Annotated in this window: 15 protein-coding genes; 12 read left to right on the top strand and 3 right to left on the bottom strand. The window is 71.8% G+C overall.

Annotated elements, in window-relative coordinates; all coding sequences use genetic code 11:
* Positions 1 to 71 precede the first annotated feature (71 nt).
* A complete protein-coding gene (locus ACFPZJ_RS05965; protein WP_381018216.1) occupies positions 72 to 1,034 on the top strand; it encodes an electron transfer flavoprotein subunit alpha/FixB family protein in 963 nt (320 codons plus the stop codon).
* Positions 1,035 to 1,113: 79 nt separating this feature from the next.
* Here ACFPZJ_RS05965 and ACFPZJ_RS05960 read toward each other — a convergent pair whose 3' ends face one another.
* On the bottom strand, positions 1,114 to 2,016 hold the full coding sequence (locus ACFPZJ_RS05960) for an endonuclease/exonuclease/phosphatase family protein (RefSeq protein WP_381018214.1): 903 nt from the start codon (positions 2,014 to 2,016) through the stop codon (positions 1,114 to 1,116).
* A gap of 223 nt (positions 2,017 to 2,239) precedes the next feature.
* Between ACFPZJ_RS05960 and ACFPZJ_RS05955 the strand changes: the two genes are divergently transcribed.
* Entirely contained in the window at positions 2,240 to 3,541 is a 1,302-nt protein-coding gene (locus ACFPZJ_RS05955) for a DUF6986 family protein (protein WP_381018211.1), read from the top strand.
* 479 nt (positions 3,542 to 4,020) lie between these two features.
* Here ACFPZJ_RS05955 and ACFPZJ_RS05950 read toward each other — a convergent pair whose 3' ends face one another.
* Positions 4,021 to 5,115 carry a LacI family DNA-binding transcriptional regulator gene (locus ACFPZJ_RS05950; protein WP_381018209.1) on the bottom strand — a complete coding sequence of 365 codons (1,095 nt, stop codon included), beginning with the start codon at positions 5,113 to 5,115 and terminating at the stop codon, positions 4,021 to 4,023.
* Positions 5,116 to 5,283: 168 nt separating this feature from the next.
* Between ACFPZJ_RS05950 and ACFPZJ_RS05945 the strand changes: the two genes are divergently transcribed.
* Positions 5,284 to 6,240, top strand: a complete 957-nt coding sequence (locus ACFPZJ_RS05945) for an ROK family protein (protein ID WP_381018206.1) — start codon at positions 5,284 to 5,286, stop codon at positions 6,238 to 6,240.
* A 51-nt stretch (positions 6,241 to 6,291) separates the two neighbouring features.
* Here the strand turns inward: ACFPZJ_RS05945 and ACFPZJ_RS05940 are convergent, their stop codons facing one another.
* On the bottom strand, positions 6,292 to 7,326 hold the full coding sequence (locus ACFPZJ_RS05940) for a PucR family transcriptional regulator (RefSeq protein ID WP_381018204.1): 1,035 nt from the start codon (positions 7,324 to 7,326) through the stop codon (positions 6,292 to 6,294).
* A 96-nt stretch (positions 7,327 to 7,422) separates the two neighbouring features.
* Between ACFPZJ_RS05940 and ACFPZJ_RS05935 the strand changes: the two genes are divergently transcribed.
* The 9 genes from ACFPZJ_RS05935 (at position 7,423) to ACFPZJ_RS05895 (ending at position 19,352) form a co-directional block, all read left to right on the top strand.
* On the top strand, positions 7,423 to 8,319 hold the full coding sequence (locus tag ACFPZJ_RS05935; protein WP_381018201.1) for an alpha/beta hydrolase: 897 nt from the start codon (positions 7,423 to 7,425) through the stop codon (positions 8,317 to 8,319).
* Between the two features lie 78 nt (positions 8,320 to 8,397).
* Entirely contained in the window at positions 8,398 to 8,787 is a 390-nt protein-coding gene (locus ACFPZJ_RS05930; RefSeq protein ID WP_381018198.1) for a cupin, read from the top strand.
* A 103-nt stretch (positions 8,788 to 8,890) separates the two neighbouring features.
* A complete protein-coding gene (locus ACFPZJ_RS05925) occupies positions 8,891 to 13,210 on the top strand; it encodes a hypothetical protein (protein ID WP_381018195.1) in 4,320 nt (1,439 codons plus the stop codon).
* A gap of 74 nt (positions 13,211 to 13,284) precedes the next feature.
* Positions 13,285 to 13,587 (top strand): hypothetical protein, encoded by a 303-nt coding sequence (locus ACFPZJ_RS05920; RefSeq protein ID WP_381018192.1) that lies wholly within the window; start codon positions 13,285 to 13,287, stop codon positions 13,585 to 13,587.
* Positions 13,588 to 13,647: 60 nt separating this feature from the next.
* Positions 13,648 to 13,914, top strand: coding sequence for a hypothetical protein (locus ACFPZJ_RS05915; RefSeq protein ID WP_381019012.1), 267 nt, complete (start codon positions 13,648 to 13,650; stop codon positions 13,912 to 13,914).
* Positions 13,915 to 14,058: 144 nt separating this feature from the next.
* A complete protein-coding gene (locus ACFPZJ_RS05910; protein WP_381018190.1) occupies positions 14,059 to 15,096 on the top strand; it encodes an NUDIX hydrolase in 1,038 nt (345 codons plus the stop codon).
* 412 nt (positions 15,097 to 15,508) lie between these two features.
* Complete coding sequence (locus ACFPZJ_RS05905; protein WP_381018188.1) at positions 15,509 to 16,540, top strand: ABC transporter permease; 1,032 nt, start codon at positions 15,509 to 15,511, stop codon at positions 16,538 to 16,540.
* 77 nt (positions 16,541 to 16,617) lie between these two features.
* Positions 16,618 to 18,285, top strand: a complete 1,668-nt coding sequence (locus ACFPZJ_RS05900; RefSeq protein WP_381018185.1) for an ABC transporter substrate-binding protein — start codon at positions 16,618 to 16,620, stop codon at positions 18,283 to 18,285.
* Positions 18,286 to 18,359: 74 nt separating this feature from the next.
* A complete protein-coding gene (locus ACFPZJ_RS05895) occupies positions 18,360 to 19,352 on the top strand; it encodes an ABC transporter permease (RefSeq protein WP_381018183.1) in 993 nt (330 codons plus the stop codon).
* Positions 19,353 to 19,364: the final 12 nt, after the last annotated feature.

Genomic DNA, 19,364 nt, shown 5'->3' with positions numbered 1-19,364 from the left:
GCCACCGGCCCCGCTTCCGGCTCCACACCCTTACCGCCCTCAGACTTCGCAATCCGCAGGAGAGCAATCCCATGGCTGAAGTTCTCGTCTACGTCGACCACGTGGACGGTGCCGTCCGCAAGCCCACCCTGGAGCTGCTGACCTTGGCCCGCCGCGTCGGTGACCCGGTCGCCGTCGCGCTGGGCAACGGCGCCGCCGACACCGTCGCCACGCTCGCCGAGCACGGTGCCGTCAAGGTCCTCACCCACGAGGCGTCCGAGTACGCCGAGTACCTGGTCGTGCCGAAGGTGGACGCCCTGCAGGCCGCCCACGCGCAGGTTTCCCCGGCCGCCGTCCTCGTCCCCTCCTCCGCGGAGGGCAAGGAGATCGCCGCGCGTCTGGCGCTGCGCATCGGCTCCGGCATCATCACCGACGCCGTCGACCTGGAGGCCGGCGACGAGGGCCCGGTGGCCACCCAGTCGGTGTTCGCCGCGTCCTACACCACCAAGTCCCGTGTCACCAAGGGCACCCCGGTCATCACGGTCAAGCCCAACTCGGCCGCCGTGGAGGCCGCCCCGGCCGCCGGCGCGGTCGAGGCCCTGTCGGTGACCTTCTCCGCCCAGGCGACCGGCACGAAGATCACCGGCCGCACGCCGCGTGAGTCGACGGGCCGCCCCGAGCTCACCGAGGCCGCGATCGTGGTCTCCGGCGGCCGCGGTGTCAACGGCGCGGAGAACTTCGCGATCATCGAGGCGCTCGCCGACCAGCTCGGCGCGGCCGTCGGCGCCTCGCGTGCCGCGGTGGACGCCGGCTGGTACCCGCACACCAACCAGGTCGGCCAGACCGGCAAGAGCGTGTCCCCGCAGCTGTACATCGCCTCCGGCATCTCCGGCGCGATCCAGCACCGCGCTGGTATGCAGACCTCGAAGACCATCGTGGCCATCAACAAGGACCCCGAGGCCCCGATCTTCGACCTGGTCGACTACGGCGTCGTCGGCGACCTGTTCGACGTCGTCCCGCAGCTGACCGAGGAGATCAAGACCCGCAAGGGCTGACCGGCTCCCTCAGCCGTACGAGGCCCCTGTGACCGCACGTCGGTCACAGGGGCCTGTGCTGTCCGACGGCCTCATGGCCTCAGAGACTCAGCGACGCCAGTACCGGCAGATGGTCGCTCGGGAACTGCCCGTTCACCGCGAACGTGTCGATCGAGGCCCGGTGCACCGTGACACCCGGCGTGGCGAGGATCCAGTCGATCCGGGCGCCGCCGGGCACCAGCGGCTTGTACCCGTGGAACGTGCCGTACGGTTCGCTCCGCTCGGCCGCCGCGTCCCAGGTGTCGACCAGGCCGGCGCCCAGCATGGTGTCGTAGACCGGGTTCTGGTGCGCCGCGACGTTGAAGTCGCCCGTGACGACCAGCGGGAGGGACCGGGCGAGTCCGGTGATGCGCTGGGAGATCAGCGACGCGGCACGGGCGCGTGCGTACTGGCTCGCGTTGTCCAGGTGGGTGTTGAGGACGAAGAACTCCCGGCCGCCGTCGCGCAGATCGCGGAACCGCACCCAGGTGACCATGCGGATCGAGGCGTTGCCCCAGGTGTTGGAGGCGATCACGTTCGGTGTGTCGGAGAGCCAGAAGTGGTCGTACTCCAGCGGCGCGAGCCTGCGGGTGTCGTAGAAGACCGCCATGAACTCGTCGCGGCTGCCGCCCGCGCGTCCGGTGCCGATCCAGTCGCAGTGCGCCCCGAGGTCGGTCCGGATCTCACGGAGCTGCTGGTAGAGGCCCTCCTGGGTGCCGATCACATGGGGGCGCTCGCGGCGCAGCAGATCGCGCATCACCGGTCTGCGGGCCGCCCAGCTGTTGGGCTCGGCCGTGCTCGCGTAGCGCAGGTTGAACGACATGACCTCCAGTGGGCCGCGCAGGCGCTCCTCCGCCGAGGCGGGTGCGGGGGAGAGTGCTGTACTGGACAGCGGAAGGGCGGCCGCGGCCGCTAACGCGGTCTTCATGCCCAGGCGGCGCGTGACGCGGCTGTGGTTCGGCACAGGAGCTCCTTCTGTGGCGCTGGGGCGGTTCTTCGGACGAGTCGTGCGGAGGTGATGCGGAGTTGTGTGTGCTTCCGTGTGAAACGGTGCCAGATGGACGTGAACATGCCGAGATGTGGGAGGGGATCGGGTCGTCACAGGGTGTTGACCAGCGCGAAGGTCGCCCGATAGCTTCGCTCTACGGATTGTTGATTCCGTAGAGCGGAAAATAGGAGGGTCTGGGATGGGTCAGGGCCAGCAGGAGAAGGTGGCGACGAGCCTCGCGGGCGCCGTCAGTGAGGAGATCAGCGCCTCCCTCGCCCCGGTCGACGCCGAGCTCGAGCGCCGCTACCCCGGAGACCCCGGCACCCGCCAGCCCGTCCACACCGTCTACGTCCCCGGCGACGCCTTCGCCGCCGACACCCTGCGCTCCTGGGGCGACCAGGCCCTCGCCCTGCTCGACGAACACGCCCCGGACGCGGCCTCGTTCGCGACCGTCCTCGGGCTGTCCGAGGATCTGGCGGAGCCCGTCTACGCGCGCGTGCGGGCCAAGCTGGAGCGCGAGCCGATCGAGGACCTCCGCGTCGACTTCGAGGACGGCTACGGCAACCGCCCCGACGCCGAGGAGGACGAGACCGCCGCCCGCGCGGCCCGGCTGATCGCCGAGGCGTACGCCGACGGAACCGCGGCGCCGTACATGGGCATCCGCATGAAGTGCATGGAGGCACCCGTACGCGAACGGGGCATCCGCACCCTCGACATCTTCCTCACCGGCCTGATGGAGGCGGGCGGCCTGCCCGACGGGCTGGTCCTCACACTGCCGAAGGTGACGTACGCCGAGCAGGTCACCGCCATGGCGCGGCTGCTGGAGGCCTTCGAGAAGGCACACGAGCTGGAACCCGGCCGGATCGGCTTCGAGATCCAGATCGAGACCAGCCAGGCCATCCTCGCCGCCGACGGCACCGCCACCGTCGCCCGTATGATCCAGGCCGCCGACGGCCGTGCCACCGGACTGCACTACGGCACCTTCGACTACAGCGCCTGCCTCGGCGTCTCCGCCGCCCACCAGGCCAGCGATCACCCTGCCGCCGACCACGCCAAGGCGATCATGCAGGTCGCCGCGGCGGGGACGGGCGTGCGCGTCTCGGACGGCTCCACCAACGTCCTGCCCGTCGGCCCTGCCGAGAAGGTGCACGCCGCCTGGCGCCTGCACTACGGCCTCACCCGCCGCGCCCTGGCCCGCGCCTACTACCAGGGCTGGGACATGCACCCCGGCCACATCCCGACCCGCTACGCGGCCGTGTTCGCCTTCTACCGCGAGGGCTTCGAGCAGGCCGCCGCCCGCCTGGCCCGCTACGCCAACCGCGCCGGCGGCGACGTCATGGACGAGCCCGCCACCGCCAAGGCCCTCAGTGGCTACCTCCTGCGCGGCCTGGACTGCGGCGCCCTCGACATCGCCGAGGTCGCCCGGCTGAGCGGCCTGACCCGCGCCGACCTGGAGGGGTTCGCGGCGCCGCGCCGGGGGGACCTGACGGCGTCCGCCTGACCCTCGCTGACGTGGAGCGGCCCGGGGGTCGCGGCGTCTGCCTGGCGCTTCCCGGAGCGGCCCGGCCGTCACCTCGGCCACCACCGGCAGGTGCTGCCACGGCCGCCCGGGAGTCCGTACGCTCGGCATCGCCGTGTCGTGCAGCACCCCGTGGCGGTTGACGTACGCGCAGGCGCCGGGCAGCGAGGTGCCGTCGGCCGGCTCGATGCGCCCGCCCGGCGCGGGCAGCCGGGCCCGGTCGTGGTTGCCGGTGCGCAGCGGCACGCCCACGCTCGCGTCGATCACCGCGAGCTGCTCGGCGTCGAGCCAGGGCACGAACAACTCCCGTCCGCCGCGCGGGGGCGTTGAACGGCGACGCCGATACAGGGGGGAGCCCGGAGCTCGCGGGTCAGGCGTCCGGATACCGCAGCGGATGCACACGCGGCGCCTCGGCGGGGCCGAGGGCGCGAAGGGTGCGGTCCTCCACCGGTACGGACCGCTCAGTCCGCCGGCGGGAGTTCGCCCGAGCCGCGGGTGATCAGCCGGGTCGGCAGCTCGATGCGCTCCGGGGCGGCCGGCGTGCCGTCCAACTGGCGGAACAGGCGCTCGGCGGCGGTACGGCCGAGCGCCGCCGCGTCCTGCGCGACGACCGTCACGCCCGGCTGGAGCAGGTCGGCGAGCTCGATGTCGTCGAAGCCGACGAGGGCGACCCGGCGCGCGTGCTCGGCGAGCACCCGTATCACGGTGACCGTCACCCGGTTGTTGCCCGAGAAGATGGCGGTGACCGGACGGGGACCGCAGAGCATGTCCTCGGCCGCCCGGCGCACCCGCTCGGGATCGGTGACGCCCAGGGACATCCAGGACTCCTCCACCGGTATGCCCGCGTCCTCCATGGCGGCCCGGTAGCCGCGCAGCCGCTCGGCGGCCGTGTGGATGCGCGGCATGTCGCCGACGAAGCCGATCCTGCGGTGCCCGTGCGCGATGAGGTGGGCCACTCCGCTCCGGGCCCCGCCGTAGTTGTCCGACAGGACGACATCCGCGTCGATCTTCCCGGCCGGCCGGTCCACGAACACCGTGGCGACGCCCGCCTTGAGCTCGGGCTCCAGATACCGGTGGTCGTCACCGGCCGGGATCACCACCAGCCCGTCCACGCGCCGCGCGCACAACGCCAGCACCAACTCCTGCTCCCGGTCCGGGTCCTCCGCGCTGGAGCCGTTGATGAGCAGGGAGCCGTGGGCGCGGGCCACGTCCTCCACCGCGCGGCTCAGCGGCCCGTAGAACGGGTCGGCGAGATCCTCCAGGACCAGGCCGATGCTCGCCGTACGGCCCTTGCGCAGCACCCGCGCGCTGTCGTTGCGGCGGAAGCCGAGCGCGTCGATGGCCTCCTGGACGCGCCGCTCCGTCTCCGGGGTGACCCCGGGCTCGCCGTTGACCACCCGGGAGACGGTCTTCAGTCCGACACCGGCGCGAGCGGCGACGTCCTTCATGGTGGGACGGTTGCCGTAGCGGGTCCCGGAGAGGCGGTCTGCTCGGCGGGTCGTCTCGGGCACGGTGGGGTGTCCTGTCCTGTCGTCCACGGGGATGCGTCGGTCCATGGGTTTGTATGAGGATGTGGCGTCGAGCATAGAGCCTGGACAACGTTGTCAGATGCGGGAGACACTGTCCACCGCACTCTCCGGCCCGCGTCCCCACCGCGAGACCGGCCGGCTGTTTCCGCACGTTTGCCCATCGTTCCTCCTGGTTGACGGGGAGATCAGACACTGATGCACACCGACCTCGTGGCGGCGCTCGACATCGGCGGCACCAAGATCGCCGGAGCCCTCGTGGACGGCCACGGCCGGATCCTGGTCCGCGCCCAGCGGCCGACGCCCGCGCGGGAGGACGGCGAGACGGTGATGCGTGCCGTGGAGGAGGTGCTCGGCGAGCTCACGGCCTCGCCGCTGTGGGGCGGCGCCACGGCCGTCGGCATCGGCAGCGCCGGTCCCGTGGACGCCTCCGCCGGCACGGTGTCCCCGGTGAACGTGCCGGGCTGGCGCGACTACCCGCTCGTCGCGCGCGTCCGCGCCGCCGCCGGTGATCTGCCCGTCGAGCTGATCGGCGACGGTGTGGCGATCACGGCCGCCGAGCACTGGCAGGGGGCGGCGCGCGGCCATGACAACGCGCTGTGCATGGTCGTCTCCACAGGCGTCGGCGGCGGGCTGGTGCTGAACGGCCGGCTGCACCCCGGCCCGACCGGGAACGCCGGCCACATCGGCCACATCAGCGTGGACCTCGACGGCGACCCCTGCCCGTGCGGGGCACGCGGCTGCGTGGAGCGCATCGCGAGCGGCCCCCACATCGCCCGGCGCGCGCTGGAGAACGGCTGGCGGCCCGGCCCGGACGGTGACGCCTCCGCCGCCGCGGTGGCCGCGGCGGCGCGGGCCGGCGACCCGGTCGCCGTCGCCTCCTTCGAACGCGCCGCCCAGGCCCTGGCCGCCGGCATCGCGGCCACCGCGACCCTCGTCGAGATCGACATCGCCGTGATCGGCGGGGGAGTGGGCAAGGCGGGCGACGTCCTGTTCACTCCCCTCCGCAAGGCCCTCACCGACTACGCGACCCTGTCCTTCGTCCAGCGTCTGACCGTGACCCCGGCCCAGATGGGCACGGACGCCGGGCTGGTGGGCGCGGCGGCGGCAGCACTGGCCGGGAGAGCGAAGGGCGCGGCCGCGGCGGCGGTGTGAACGGCTCCTGCAGGAACGTTTACGCGTCCAGGTGGGGCAGTTCAGGAGCCCTCACTCGTCGAGCAGCCGCCAGGCGGTGAGGGCGAGCCGGGCGCGGAGCAGTCCGGCGGGCTCGGTGAGGTCGACGCCCAGGGTCTTCCCGATCTGCTCCACTCGACGGGCGACACTGCTGTGGTGCAGGTGGAGAACGTCGGCGGCCCTGCGCAGGGAGCCGGCGGCGCAGTAGGTGTCCAGGGTCTCCAGGTCTCCCGGGTTGCGGGCCAGCCGGTCGACCGCGGCCACGTCGGCGTTCTCCCGCGCGGCGTCCTGGGGCACCTGGGCGAGCAGCGCCAGCGCCCCGAGGCCGTCGTAGTGGACGACCGGCTGGTGCGGGGTGGTGAAGCGCAGGGCGGTGCGGGCCTCGCGCCAGGACCGGTCGGGGCTGTCGGCGGCGCCGATGCCCGCACGTACACCCGCCGGCAGCCGGGCCGGATCCACCGTGGTGGCCAGGATGACGCCCACGTCGGCGAGGAGTGCCGCCTTCACCGGGCGGGCCGGACAGAGCAGACCGCCGATCCGGTCGAGGGGAAGCCGAGACCGTACGGCGACGACCCGGACCGGCAGATCGGCGGCGAATCCGAGGAGCCGTAACGCCCGCGCCCGGGACGCCTCGTCGCTGTCGGCACTGACGACCAGTTCGACGAGGGCGGGGTCGGCCAGGGTGGTACGGGCCGGACCGTACCTCTCGACGACCGCGGCGACGGCGATGGCGAGCCGCTCCAGCAGCAGTTCGTCGAGCGGTCCCGGCGGGCCGGGGCGTTCCAGCCACACCGTGCCGATCTCCTCCTCGTCGAGGGTGACCGGCGCCATGCTGGACGGGGGCCGTGGCGGGGCGGACGCCTCCCCGCCGTCGGGCGCCCTGCGGATCGTCCGCCCCGTGCCGTGGATCCGTACCCCGGCCACGCACTCGGCCAGGGCCGCCGAGGCCCGGGCGAGCGCCGTGAGATCCACCCGGCGGCGTATCAGCGTGTCGTAGAACATCACGACGCGTATCGCGCCCTCGACCTGCGCGTCCAGTTGCGACAGCCGTACGGCCAGTGCCTCCATGCCAGGAGGATAGACGCCGTTCGGTGCGTGATCCGGGCGCAATGCCCGACGGATGGCGGATGACCTCGCGGAGCGGCGACCGTGAGGATGACCGGCATGGACCCCGAACTCGAAGCGTTTCTCCCGTTGTTCCCCCGCTCGGACCTGACCGACCCGGTCGCCGAGCGCGGGAAGCTCGCCCGGTTGGCGGCCGCGGTGCCGCCCCCCGACACCACGGACATGAAGATCGAGGACCGCACGGTGACCGCCGATCCGCAGGTGCCGGTGCGGATCTACCGCCCGCACCGGGCGCGGGGCGCGATCGTCTGGCTGCACGGCGGCGGATTCGTGATGGGTGACCTCGACACCGAACACCCGTGGGCCGCCCGGCTCGCGGCAGGTTCCGGCGCGGTGGTGGTCTCGGTGGGCTACCGCCTCGCCCCCGAGCACCGGTTCCCGGCCGCCCTGGACGACGCCTACGCCGCGCTGGCCTGGACGGCCGAGCACGCTGCCGAGCTCGGCATCGACCCGGAGCGGACGGCCGTCGGAGGCCACAGCGCCGGCGCGGGGCTCGCGGCGGCGGTCGTGCTGCGCGCCCGTGACCAGCAGGGGCCGCCGGTGCGCCTGCAGATCCTCAACCAGCCGGAGCTCGACGACCGGCAGGAGACCTGGTCGGCGCGGAACTTCACCGACACGCCCTGGATGACCCGGGACAAGGTCGCCGCGACCTGGCGGCACTACCTGGGCTCCACACCCGCCACACCGTACGCCGCGCCCGCGCGGGCCACCGACCTGTCCGGTCTGCCACCCGCCTACATCTCCACCGCGGAGTTCTGCCCGAACCGCGACGAAGGCATCACCTACGCGCTGCGCCTGCTGCAGGCGGGCGTGTCGGTCGAACTGCACCAGTGGCCCGGCACGTTCCACGGGTCGCAGGCGATCCTGTCCGCCGACGTCTCCCAGCGGCAGATCGCCGAACTCGCCGCGGCCCTGCGCCGTGCCCTGGCCGAGTGAGGCGGCCGCGGCCGACCGGCCCGACCGCCACGCCCCGGCCCGCCCGTTGACAGATCACTTCAGGAAGGACGTCCCGGCATGACCGTTGCCCCGATCGACCTGTTCGCCACCTTCATCCATCTCCGCGAGGGCGGTCACGTACGCGCCGAGCAGCCGGTGTTCGACCCCGAGCGGGACGGCTGGCAGGTGATGGCCTTCCGTGTGGAGACCGACGCCGACGTGCACGCCGACCACTGGGAACTGCACCCCGAGGCGGACGAGGTCGTCTCCTGCCTCACGGGCGGGATACGCCTCTGTTTCCGGCCGGAGCGGCCGGGAGACGAGGAGGAGGAGATCCGTCTGACGGCGGGGACCGCGGTCGTCGTGCCGCGCGGGCGCTGGCACCGCATCGCGCTGGACGCCCCCAGCGACATCATGTCCGTCACGCTGCCACGCGGCAGCCGCCTGGAGAAACGGACCGACACGTAGCCGCGGCCCTTTGGGCGCCCGCCTGCCGGTACGGCCCCGTACGGTGCCCTGCCGGCAAGGAGTCCTTCCTCGCTCAAGTGCCCCAGCCGGTAAGGTTCTTGTCGTGCTGGGGAACGACGGGGGCGAGACGGCGGACACTCGACCGGACGCACGACCACGCGTGTTCATCTCCTACGCGCACGAGGACGACGGTGGTGCCCACGCCGGGCGGGTGTTCGAGCTGTACCGGTTGCTGCGCGAAGAGGGGGGTGTCGACGCCCAACTGGACGTCCTGGCCGCCCAGGAGCCACAGGACTGGACTCTGTGGATGCAACGTCAGTTCGTGACGGCGGACTTCGTCCTGGTGATCGCCTCGCCCGCCTACAAGCGGAGGGCCGAGGGCACCGAGACCCCCGGCGTCGGGAAGGGGGTGACCTGGGAGGCCGGGTTCCTCAGGCAGTACGTCTACGGGGAGTCCGCAGGCTGGTTCCGGCGTGTACTCAAGGTCGTCCTGCCCGGTGGGTCGCCCGGCGACCTTCCGGCGTACCTCGGCGGCGACACCGTCAGCCACTTCACCGTCGACCCGATCACCGTCGAGGGCGCCGAAGACCTCATCCGGTACCTGTGGAAGGAGCCGGCACTACGAGAGCCGCGGCTCGGCCCGCGGCCCCGGTTCCCGACCCGTGAGCACGCCGGCGGCGCCGGCGACACCGGCCCCGGGGACGCCCTGCCGCCCGAACTGGCGGAGGTCTGGAGGAGTTCGCAGGCCTCCGCCGGTGAGGCGGAGACGGTCGGCCTGCACCCGTCGGGGCGGGAACTGCTGCTCTCCGAAGGGCTGTACATCGAGCGCGGCATCGAGAAGGACGTCGTCGCGGCCCTGGAGTCGCCGGGCTGCACGGCCGTGGTCGGAGAGGCCGGGTTCGGCAAGACCAGCCTCGTCTGGAGCGTGCACCGGCGCTTCGCCGAACGCGGGCACCGCCCCCTGTTCATCCGGGCCAGCAGTCTGCTGTCCGGCCTGTACGAGCCACCGCGGGACGGAGCCACGCGCCGCAGGACCGGCGTCCTGGTGCCCGACGTGGTGCTGCGCGCCCTCGAACAGGCCGCACGGCGGGAGCCGACGACGGTGCTCCTGATCGACACGGTCGATCTGCTCATGCACAGCGACGACGCCTGCGCCCTCGTCGTGGAGGTGCTGCAGTCGGCGGACCGCCTGGACCTGCCCACCCTCCTGACCTGCCGTCCGGTGGAGGCGCACCGCCTGGCCAGCGCCGCGGAACGGGCCGGAGTGGAGATCCGCACCAAGGCCCTGGCCGCCTACGACGGGGCCGAGTGGCCGAAGGCCGTCAGGAGCTACGCCCACGGCTACTACGACGGGGTCGACGGCGCGCCGCCGGCCGACCTGGTCGTCGACCGCGTCGTGAACGCCGCCTCCCTGGGGCGGGCGTTGCGAGAGGTGTGCGCCAACCCGTTCGCCCTGCGCCTGCTGTTCGAGCTGTACGCCCCGGCGGTGCCCGACGAGGACGTGGACACCCCCGGCCTGTACGACCGCTTCTGGAAGAGGCGCGTCGTCAGCGACCAGCGGGCCTGGCGGACGGACGGGACCGCCCTGCCGGCCGTCGACCTCTCGCCGTACGCCAGGGCCGCCGCACGCCTGATGCTCTCGTCGAGCCGCATCGACGCGCAGCGGGCGGTGCTGGAGTCCCGTATCGAGTACCAGCTGGCCCGCACGCGGACACCGGTACTGCCAGACGGTCCCGAGGTGGGTGCGGCCCTGGAGGCGCTGCGGTCGCGGGGGGTGCTCACCATCCGGGACCAGACCGGCTATCTGTGGTTCTTCCACCAGACGTTCTTCGAGCACGCCGCGGCCCGCGGGGTGCTCGCCTGCGGCAGCGCCGCCGTCGACGACCTGATGACCAGGGTCGCCCAGGACCCGGGGGACCTGTACTTCGGCGAGGTGGCGAGCGAGGTGCTGCTCATGGCGGGACGGCTCCCGGAGGCGAGCGGCGACACCTACTCGCCGGACCGGGCGGACGCCACCCTCGCCGGCTGGCTCGCGGCACGCGATCCGGCCCTGCTGGGCATGGGGCTGCGCGTCTACGCCAAGCTCAAGATCCCCGGGCCCCTGGTGCTCAGCAGCGCCGCGGACGCGCTGGAGCGCGCGGACACGCCGACGATCGACCGGTTCCTGCGGCTGCTTCCCTCCGTGACGCACGAGGAACTCGACCGGCCGCTGCGGGACCTCGCCCGGCTGTGGGCCACGCGACGGAAGGACGGCAAACGGGTCAGGAAGGGCGTGATCGAGGCCCTGGTGCGGCTGGCGACGCAGGACGTGGGGGCCGTCGAGGCCTTCACACGGCGGCACGGCTGCTTCGAGTGGCTGAAGTCCTGGCCCCCGAACGAACTCCACCACCACGAACGCCTCGCCTTCCGCCTGCTGGACGCCTTGGTGACCGCCGACCAGGAACGCGCCGTCGGCCTCGCCCTGGACTTCTGGCGCGCGGCCGCCCGGACGGGGCAGCTGAGCCTGCAGACCGACCTCGTCGTCCGCATGGCGGACTGGCATCTTCCGCCGCGCCTGGTCCGCAAGGCGGTCAAGGAATTTCTGCGCGGGCTCGCGGGCATCCGGCCCGGCAAGCAGGACACCGTCCCCTTCGAACGGGCCTTCAGCCGGTTCTTCCTGAGGAGCGCGCCCAGGGCCGACAGCGTTCTGCCGCACCTGCGTGCCGTGCTCGGCACCGCCGGGGACCCGAGCCCCGCGGCGGCCGAACGGCAGGGCCACGCAAGCCCGTTGGTGCTGCGGACCACCCTGCGGATGCACACGGCGGCCGTGATGAACGGCCTTTGCGTCGACGCGGCCGCCTTCCTCGACACCGTGCTCGCCACCCGGGACCCGCAGCGCCAGCTCGCCGTGTGCTACGGCGTGCTCACCGAGGCGCTCGTCGGCCGTGCCGCACGCTTCGAGACCGATCCGCGCGGGACGGGCCCCACGCCGCCCGACACGGAGAACCCCCTGACGGTGGAGGCGCGGCGCCGCTGCGCGCAGGCGCTGCGCGCTTTGCCGTGCGAGGAGAACTCGCCCCTCGGCGGCAAGGACCCCAGGTGGCTGTGGCGAAACGCCCTCCAGGAGGCGGCGCTCCCACCGGACGCCCTGCTGCACCTGCTGCCCCCGGCCGGCGACCTGCCCGCCGACCCGGCGCGGTCGCTCTGGCTGCGGAACACCGGCCTGAGTTCCTTCCTGATCTCCGGCTCCCTCGCCGGGCACACCGAAGCCCGGCTGGCCCTCGACGCACTCGCCGGCGACCGGGAGGTCCAGCGCGCGCTGGAGGGCACCAAGGCCGGACGAGCCGCCCTGGAGAACATGGTGGGCCGCCTCCAGTACGCCGTACCCCGCCACCTCCCGCTGCTCGACCATCTGATCACCTACGCGCTGACCGCGGCGCAGCCGGAGGTCCTCCACCAGACCCTGGGCGAACTCGTCAAGAACGCGCGGACGGAAGGCGGACCGGCACCGACGGCCCGGCCGCCGGTCCCCGAGGCACACCGGCAGACCCTGACGGGCCACCGGCGCACCCTGATCGGCGACCGGAAACCCCACCTCCGCCGGCACGGCTTCATCCTGTGGAAGGTCCTGCTCGAACTCGGCGTCGACGACTTCCCCACGGTCGACGAGATCGTGGCGGCGTGGCAGGACGCCGCCGCGCAGGACCTGCGGAACGCGATCCTGGAGCTGGCGGCCGTGACGGTCCCGGCGCGGGTGTGGGACGACACGGCCCCCACCAGGCTCCTGCGCCTGCTCAGGCCCCTGCTCAAGACCGGCGGACAGGCGCGGCAGGAGCCGCCCGCGCGCGCCACCGAGCAGGTGATCAGCCACGAGTCGAACGCCCGCATGCTGCTGGCCCAGGCCCACGCCCACCTCGGATCGCTCGACAGGGCCGAGGCCCATGTCGCCTTCGTCCTCTGCCTGGCCGAGCGCGCGGGCTACGACGTCGCCACCCAGCTCGGCAGCCACACGCTCAGCGGAATCCTCAGACCCCTCGGATTCCTCATGGAGCGGCTCGTCGCGGAGGACCCCTCCGGGGCGGCCCGGCTGACCGCGACCGTCGTCGAGGCGATGCACCGGATCCAGCCCGCCGACGTCAAGTGGAAACGGGACATCGCCCGCGTCTGGGCGGTGTTCCTGGGAGAGCTGTGCACCCGGCTCGCCCCCGCCGACCAGGAGCGCCTGGTGCGCCGCATGCTGAACGAGCCCGCCTACTGCGCTCCCGTCGTGTCGGCCGCCGCACAGCTCAGACCCAAACCCCGCTGGCTGGACGACCTCTTCCGCGACGAGGCCACGCCCGCGTCGCTGAGGGAGAGCATGCGCGGCAGCAACTACCTCCACGGACGCGCGGAGGGCAGAACCGGGGGCTGGCGCGGACTTCTGGAGTACGCCCCGCTGTACTGAGATCGCCGGCGACACCCAACGCCCCTGTAACTTGCAGGAGTCGCCTTCGGGAGCAGGTCACGGGAGTGCGCGCGGTGCAGTCGTCGCCGCACCGGGACGCGACGCGGCTCGACCCGGCCGCCGACCTGCCCACGGGAGAGGCGGCATCCGCTCTCGGGTACGGGCCGCTCACCGCGAGCCCCGACGGCAGGTGGCTGCTCGCCCGGCAGTGGGGACCGTCGAACTGCGGGACGTACGGCGGCGCGCGCCACGCCCGGTACCGGCAGGCGTCCCGGGACGCGGCCTTCAGCCCCGACGGGCATCTCTTCGCTGTGCTCGGCCGCCCAACGGCGCCTCCACCTGGGCGGGTGGACGTTCCGGCGCCCTGCGGCGGGTGAACCGGCCCCGGACGGCGGCACATGCGTGACCCCGAGGCCGGTCCCGCAGTTGTGCCCGTCATGAAGAAGCGCAGCATGCTCGCCATCGCCTCCCTCGCCACCGGCTTCGTCGTCGCGGCGGTCACCCCGTCGCACGCCGTCGGTGAGGGACTCGGTGGCCTCAACGTCGACAACGCCCTGGGCACCCTCGACAAGACCCTCAACGCCGAGGACGGCCTCTCCCTGGTCGACGACAAGGAGGGCAAGCCGGAGAACAAGCCCGACAACGGCAAGGGGAAGGGCAGCGGCAAGCCCGGTAAGCCGGGCAAGACGGGCAAGTCCGGCTGACGGGCCCGACCTTCCGGTCCCACGGCGCCGGCGCCCCCGTACGGCGGGGCGTCGGCGCCGTTGTCGTGCGCCCTCAACTGGGGCTGGTTTCCGTGGCAGGGTGGAGCGGGCAAGCCACAGGGGGCCAACAGAAGAGGGGGACCTGTGACCGTCGTCTGGATCAACGGTGCGTTCGGTGCGGGGAAGACCACCACCGCACGAGAACTGGTCGAACTGATCCCGAACAGCGCGCTCTTCGACCCCGAGGTCATCGGTGGAGCGCTCCCGTTCCTGCTGCCACCCAAGCACCTGGCCGAGGTCGGCGACTTCCAGGACCTGCCGATCTGGCGACGTCTCGTGATCGACACGGCGGCCGCCATGCTCGCCGAACTCGGCGGGACCCTCGTGGTCCCCATGACCCTGCTGCGCCAGGAGTACCGCGACGAGATCTTCGGCGGCCTCGCCGCGCGCCGCATCCCGGTCCGCCACATCCTCCTGGCACCGGCCGAAACGATCCTGCGCGAGCGCATAGCGGGCCGTGCGGTGCCGGATCCCGACGGCGAGATACGCATACGGCAGTGGTCCCACGACCACATCGAGCCGTACCGTGCCGCCCTCGCCTCCTGGCTCACCGCCGACGCCTACCCGGTCGACACCAGCGCGCTGACCCCGTACGAGTCCGCCGCCCGGATCGCCGAGGCCGTCGGCGACGGCTCCGCGCCCGTCTGCGACATCGTGCAGACCCCCGAGCCCACCGCGGAGACGCTCGCCGCCGGTGTGCTGCTCTTCGACGAGCGGGACCGGGTGCTGCTCGTCGACCCCACCTACAAGGCCGGCTGGGAGTTCCCCGGCGGTGTCGTCGAGCCCGGCGAGGCGCCCGCCCGGGCCGGGATCCGCGAGGTCGCCGAGGAGACCGGGATCCGCCTCGACGACGTACCGCGACTGCTCGTCGTCGACTGGGAACCGCCCGCACCCCCCGGATTCGGCGGCCTGCGGCTCCTCTTCGACGGCGGCCGGCTCGACGCCGCCGAGGCCGGACGGCTGCTGTTGCCCGGTCCGGAACTGCGCGACTGCCGTTTCGTCACCGAGGAGGAGGCCGCCGACCTGCTGCCACCGGTGCGCTACGAGCGGCTGCGCTGGGCGCTGCGGGCCCGGGAACGCGGGGCGGCCATGTACCTGGAAGCCGGGATACCGGTCGGCTGACCCCGCTAAGGGCCTCGCGCCTTTTTCTTACCCTTGCCGGCGCTTGGCTTTGCCCGGTACGGGGGATTCCGAGAGAAGAACGAGGGAGGAACGAGGGAGAACCGAGGGGGGACCGTCGTCCTCCCGATATCAGCGCGGGCGCGCAGGGCACATCCCGTGCTCCCGGTGGCCCTTCCCGCTGGTCAGGGCTAAGCGCGCCCCAAGGGACCCTCCTCAACCTTTCACCCGGGGGCTAATCGCACACCCCGCTCTCGTCAACACTTTCCCACGAGCGCAAACAATCCCTTTTCTGCACCTGGCTCGGCTTGACCGAACTCGCGCGGCATTGCGAAAGTCCGCAGAGTCTCACGGCGGCCGCGACGGCCGCCACCCAATTTCCTTTCCCCAGGGGCAGATCCGGGATGTCCGTACGATGACCACGCAACAGCAGCCGGTCGCGACCGGCGGCGGCACGACGCCGGTGGCCGACGCGTCGACGCAGGATCACAGACCCGGCGGCACGGTCGTCGCCGGCAGATCCCCGGCGCGGATGGCGTGGCAGCGCGTCACGCGGGACAAGGTCACCTTGGCCGCGCTGGCGACCACCGTCCTGTTCGTCGGGATCGCGCTGCTGGCACCGGTGCTCACCGCGCTGACCGGCTGGGGCCCGATCACCCCCGACAACAAGGCGATCAACCCGGACACGGGCAACTTCCCCTACGGGGCACTCGGCGGCATCGGCCTCACCCACCTGTTCGGCGTGGAGCCGGGCACGGGCTACGACCTCTTCGCCCGCATCGTCTACGGCCTGCGCACCTCCCTCTTCGTCGGCTTCGCCTCGGCCGTGCTGTCCACGGGGGTCGGTGTCGTGGCGGGGCTCGCGGCCGGCTACTTCGGCGGCTGGGTCGATTCCCTGCTGTGCCGGGTGATGGACGTGATGCTGGCGTTCCCGCAGGTGCTGTTCATCATCGCCCTCACCCCGGTGATCCAGAACGCGCTCCAGACCAACAGCCACGGCGGCACCGACGAGAACCTCCGGCTGCTGGTCCTGGTCCTCAACATCACGGTGTTCGCCTGGGCATACACCGCGCGCCTGGTGCGCGGGCAGGTGCTCTCCCTGCGCGAGCGGGAGTTCGTCGACGCGGCCCGGCTGATGAGCGCCGGAGGTGGCCACATCCTCTTCCGGCAGCTGCTGCCCAACCTGTGGGCGCCCGTGCTGATCTCCTTCGCGCTCGCGGTCCCGCAGAACATCACCACCGAGGCGGCCCTGTCGTACCTGGGCGTCGGCGTCATCCCGCCCAACCCGGACTGGGGCGCCCTGCTGTCGGACGCCTCCCAGTACTTCCTCCAGGACCCGATGTACCTGTTCGTGCCAGGTGTCCTGCTCCTCGTCCTGGTCCTGGCGCTCAATCTCCTCGGGGACGGCGTACGGGACGCCCTCGATCCCCGCGCCCGCCGCGGCTGATCCGCCACCCCCCGAGTGTCGGCGCGGCGTCCCACCGACGGCCGCCGGGCCCTGTAGCAAGAACGGAGTGTTTCCTCATGACGCGCAGATCGCGCACGGTCGCTCTCACGGCCTCCGCCGTGGTGATCGCCCTGGGAGCCACCGCATGCGGGGGTTCCTCCGGCAACTCCGCCGGCGGCTCCCCGACCAAGGGCGGCACGCTGACGATCCTCGACGACGCGGACTTCAACCACATCGATCCCCAGCGGACGTACACGACCGAGGGTTCGAGCATGGACTACGAGCTCGTCCGCACCCTCACCGGATGGGACGAGACGGGAGCGAAGCCCGAGCTGGTCGGCGACCTGGCCACCGACACCGGAACGCCCAGCAAGGGCGCCACGGTGTGGACCTTCCACCTGCGCCACGGCGTCAAGTGGCAGGACGGCACGGAGGTCACCGCGCAGGACGTCAAGTACGGTGTCGAGCGGGCCTTCTCCCCGGACATCAACGGCGGCCCGCCGTACGCGAGTCAGTGGCTGGTCGGCGGCGACTCGTACAAGGGCCCGTACAAGGGGCAGCAGCTGAGCTCCATCGGGACCCCGGACAAGTACACGATCGTCTTCCACCTCGACCAGCCGGTCGCCGACTTCAACGAGACCACCGCGATGACCGGGTGGTCGGCCGTGCCCAAAACCCACGACACCGGCTCGACGTACGACACGCACGTCTGGTCCGACGGGCCCTACATGATCAAGTCGTACAGCAAGGGCAAGGAACTCGTCCTCGTCCGGAACAAGTACTGGAGCCAGTCCGACGACCCGATCCGTGAGCAGAACCTCGACGAGATCGACGCGAAGTTCGGGCAGGACCAGTCCGCCATCGACCAGCAGATCAAGTCCGACGCCGGCACCGCCCAGACCGCGATCACGCAGACGCCGCTCGCCGGTTCCGACCTGACGACGATCGCCAACGACCCGTCCCTGAAGTCGCGTTACTACAAGATCCCGGCTCCGGGCATCAACTACATGGCGATCAACACGGGCCGCGTCAAGGACATCAAGGTCCGCCAGGCGATCGAGTACGCGGTCGACAAGACCACCGCCCGCGGCGCCTTCGGCGGTTCGGCCTACGGCGACTACGCGACCTCGGTGCTGGCCCCCGGCATCGACGGCCACAAGAACTTCAACCTGTACAGCTCCAACCCCGCCGGTGACCTCACCAAGGCCAAGGCCCTGATGAAGCAGGCCGGCGACCCGAAGCTCACCATGTCGCTGGCGGTGGAGAACACCCCCACGCAGGAGCACTTCGCCGACGCCGTCAAGACCGCGCTCGCGGAGATCGGCATCACGGTGAACATCTCCCCGATCGACAAGAACAGCTACTTCAGCACCGTGGACAACGTGAAGAACCAGTACGACCTGACCTGGGGCGACTGGATCGCGGACTGGCCGAACGCCTCCACCGTGCTGCCCACCCTCTTCGACGGACGGCAGATCAAGAAGCTGCCGCAGTCCAACAACAACCTGTCGTACCTGAACGATCCGAAGATCAACGCGCAGATCGACAGGATCGGCAGGATGACCGACATCAAGCAGCGCAACGCCGCCTACGGTGAGCTGGACGAGCAGATCATGAAGGACGCCGCCGTGGTCCCGCTGGCGTACATGAACTTCAGTGACCTGGGAGGCTCCAAGGTCGGCGGTGTCATCGACGACACGATCATGGCCGAGCCCAGCCTGGTGCACGCCTACGTCAAGCACTGACGCATCCCTCCTGAGGCCCGCCGGCGGCCCCGGCCGCCGGCGGGCGCCCCACTCACGTCAGGTCCCCGCACCCCATGCTTCGTTACCTCATCCGACGCCTGCTGGCAGCGGCCGCGATCCTGCTGGTGATCACGGTCATCACCTTCGTCATCTTCTTCGCGCTGCCGTCCAACCCCGCACTCCTGGCCTGCGGAAAGACCTGTTCGCCCTCCCGACTGGCGGAGATCAGGCACTCGCTGGGCCTCGACCGGAGCTTCCTGACGCAGTTCTGGGAGTTCTTCAAGGGACTGTTCGTCGGCCGCGACTACGGCGACCAGAGCCTGCGCATCCACTGCGGCGCGCCCTGCCTCGGCGTCTCCTTCCAGACCGACACGCCCGTCCTGACCACCCTGCTGGGCGACTTCCCGGCCGACCTCTCCCTCGGCCTCGGCGCCGCCGTCGCCTTCCTGGTCCTCGGCGTCGGCCTCGGAACGGTGGCCGCGGTCCGCAGGGGCCGGGCGGCCGACAAGGCGGCCGTGGGACTGGCACTCGTCGGCGTCTCCGTGCAGATCTACTTCCTCGGCCTGCTGTTCCTCTACCTGTTCGTCGACAAATGGCAGATCCTGCCCGCCTCCGGCTACACCCCGATCACCCAGGACCCGGCCGGCTGGTTCAAGGGGCTCCTGCTGCCCTGGGCGACCCTGGTCATCGTCTACCTCGCGATGTACACCCGGCTCACCCGCTCCTCCATGCTGGAGGTCTTCGCCGAGGACTACATGCGCACCGCCCGGGCCAAGGGCCTGACCGCGAACACGGTCGTCCTCAAGCACGGGCTGCGGGCCGCCGTCACCCCGATCATCACCATCTTCGGCATGGACGTCGGCTCCCTGATCGGCGGCTCCGCGGTCATCACCGAGTCCGTCTTCGGCGTCAACGGCATCGGCAAGCTGGCGGTCGACTCCGTCCAGAACTCCGACCTGCCGGTCATCCTCGGCACCACGCTCTTCGCCGCGACGTTCGTCGTCCTCGCCAACGTGGTGGTCGACCTGGTGTACGGCCTCGTCGACCCGCGCGTCCGCCTCGCCTGAGCCCTCCCTCCC

This window comes from Streptomyces bullii (assembly GCF_042657145.1).
GTDB classification, from domain to species: Bacteria; Actinomycetota; Actinomycetes; order Streptomycetales; family Streptomycetaceae; genus Streptomyces; species Streptomyces bullii.
This window is presented reverse-complemented; position numbering and strand designations above follow the sequence as displayed.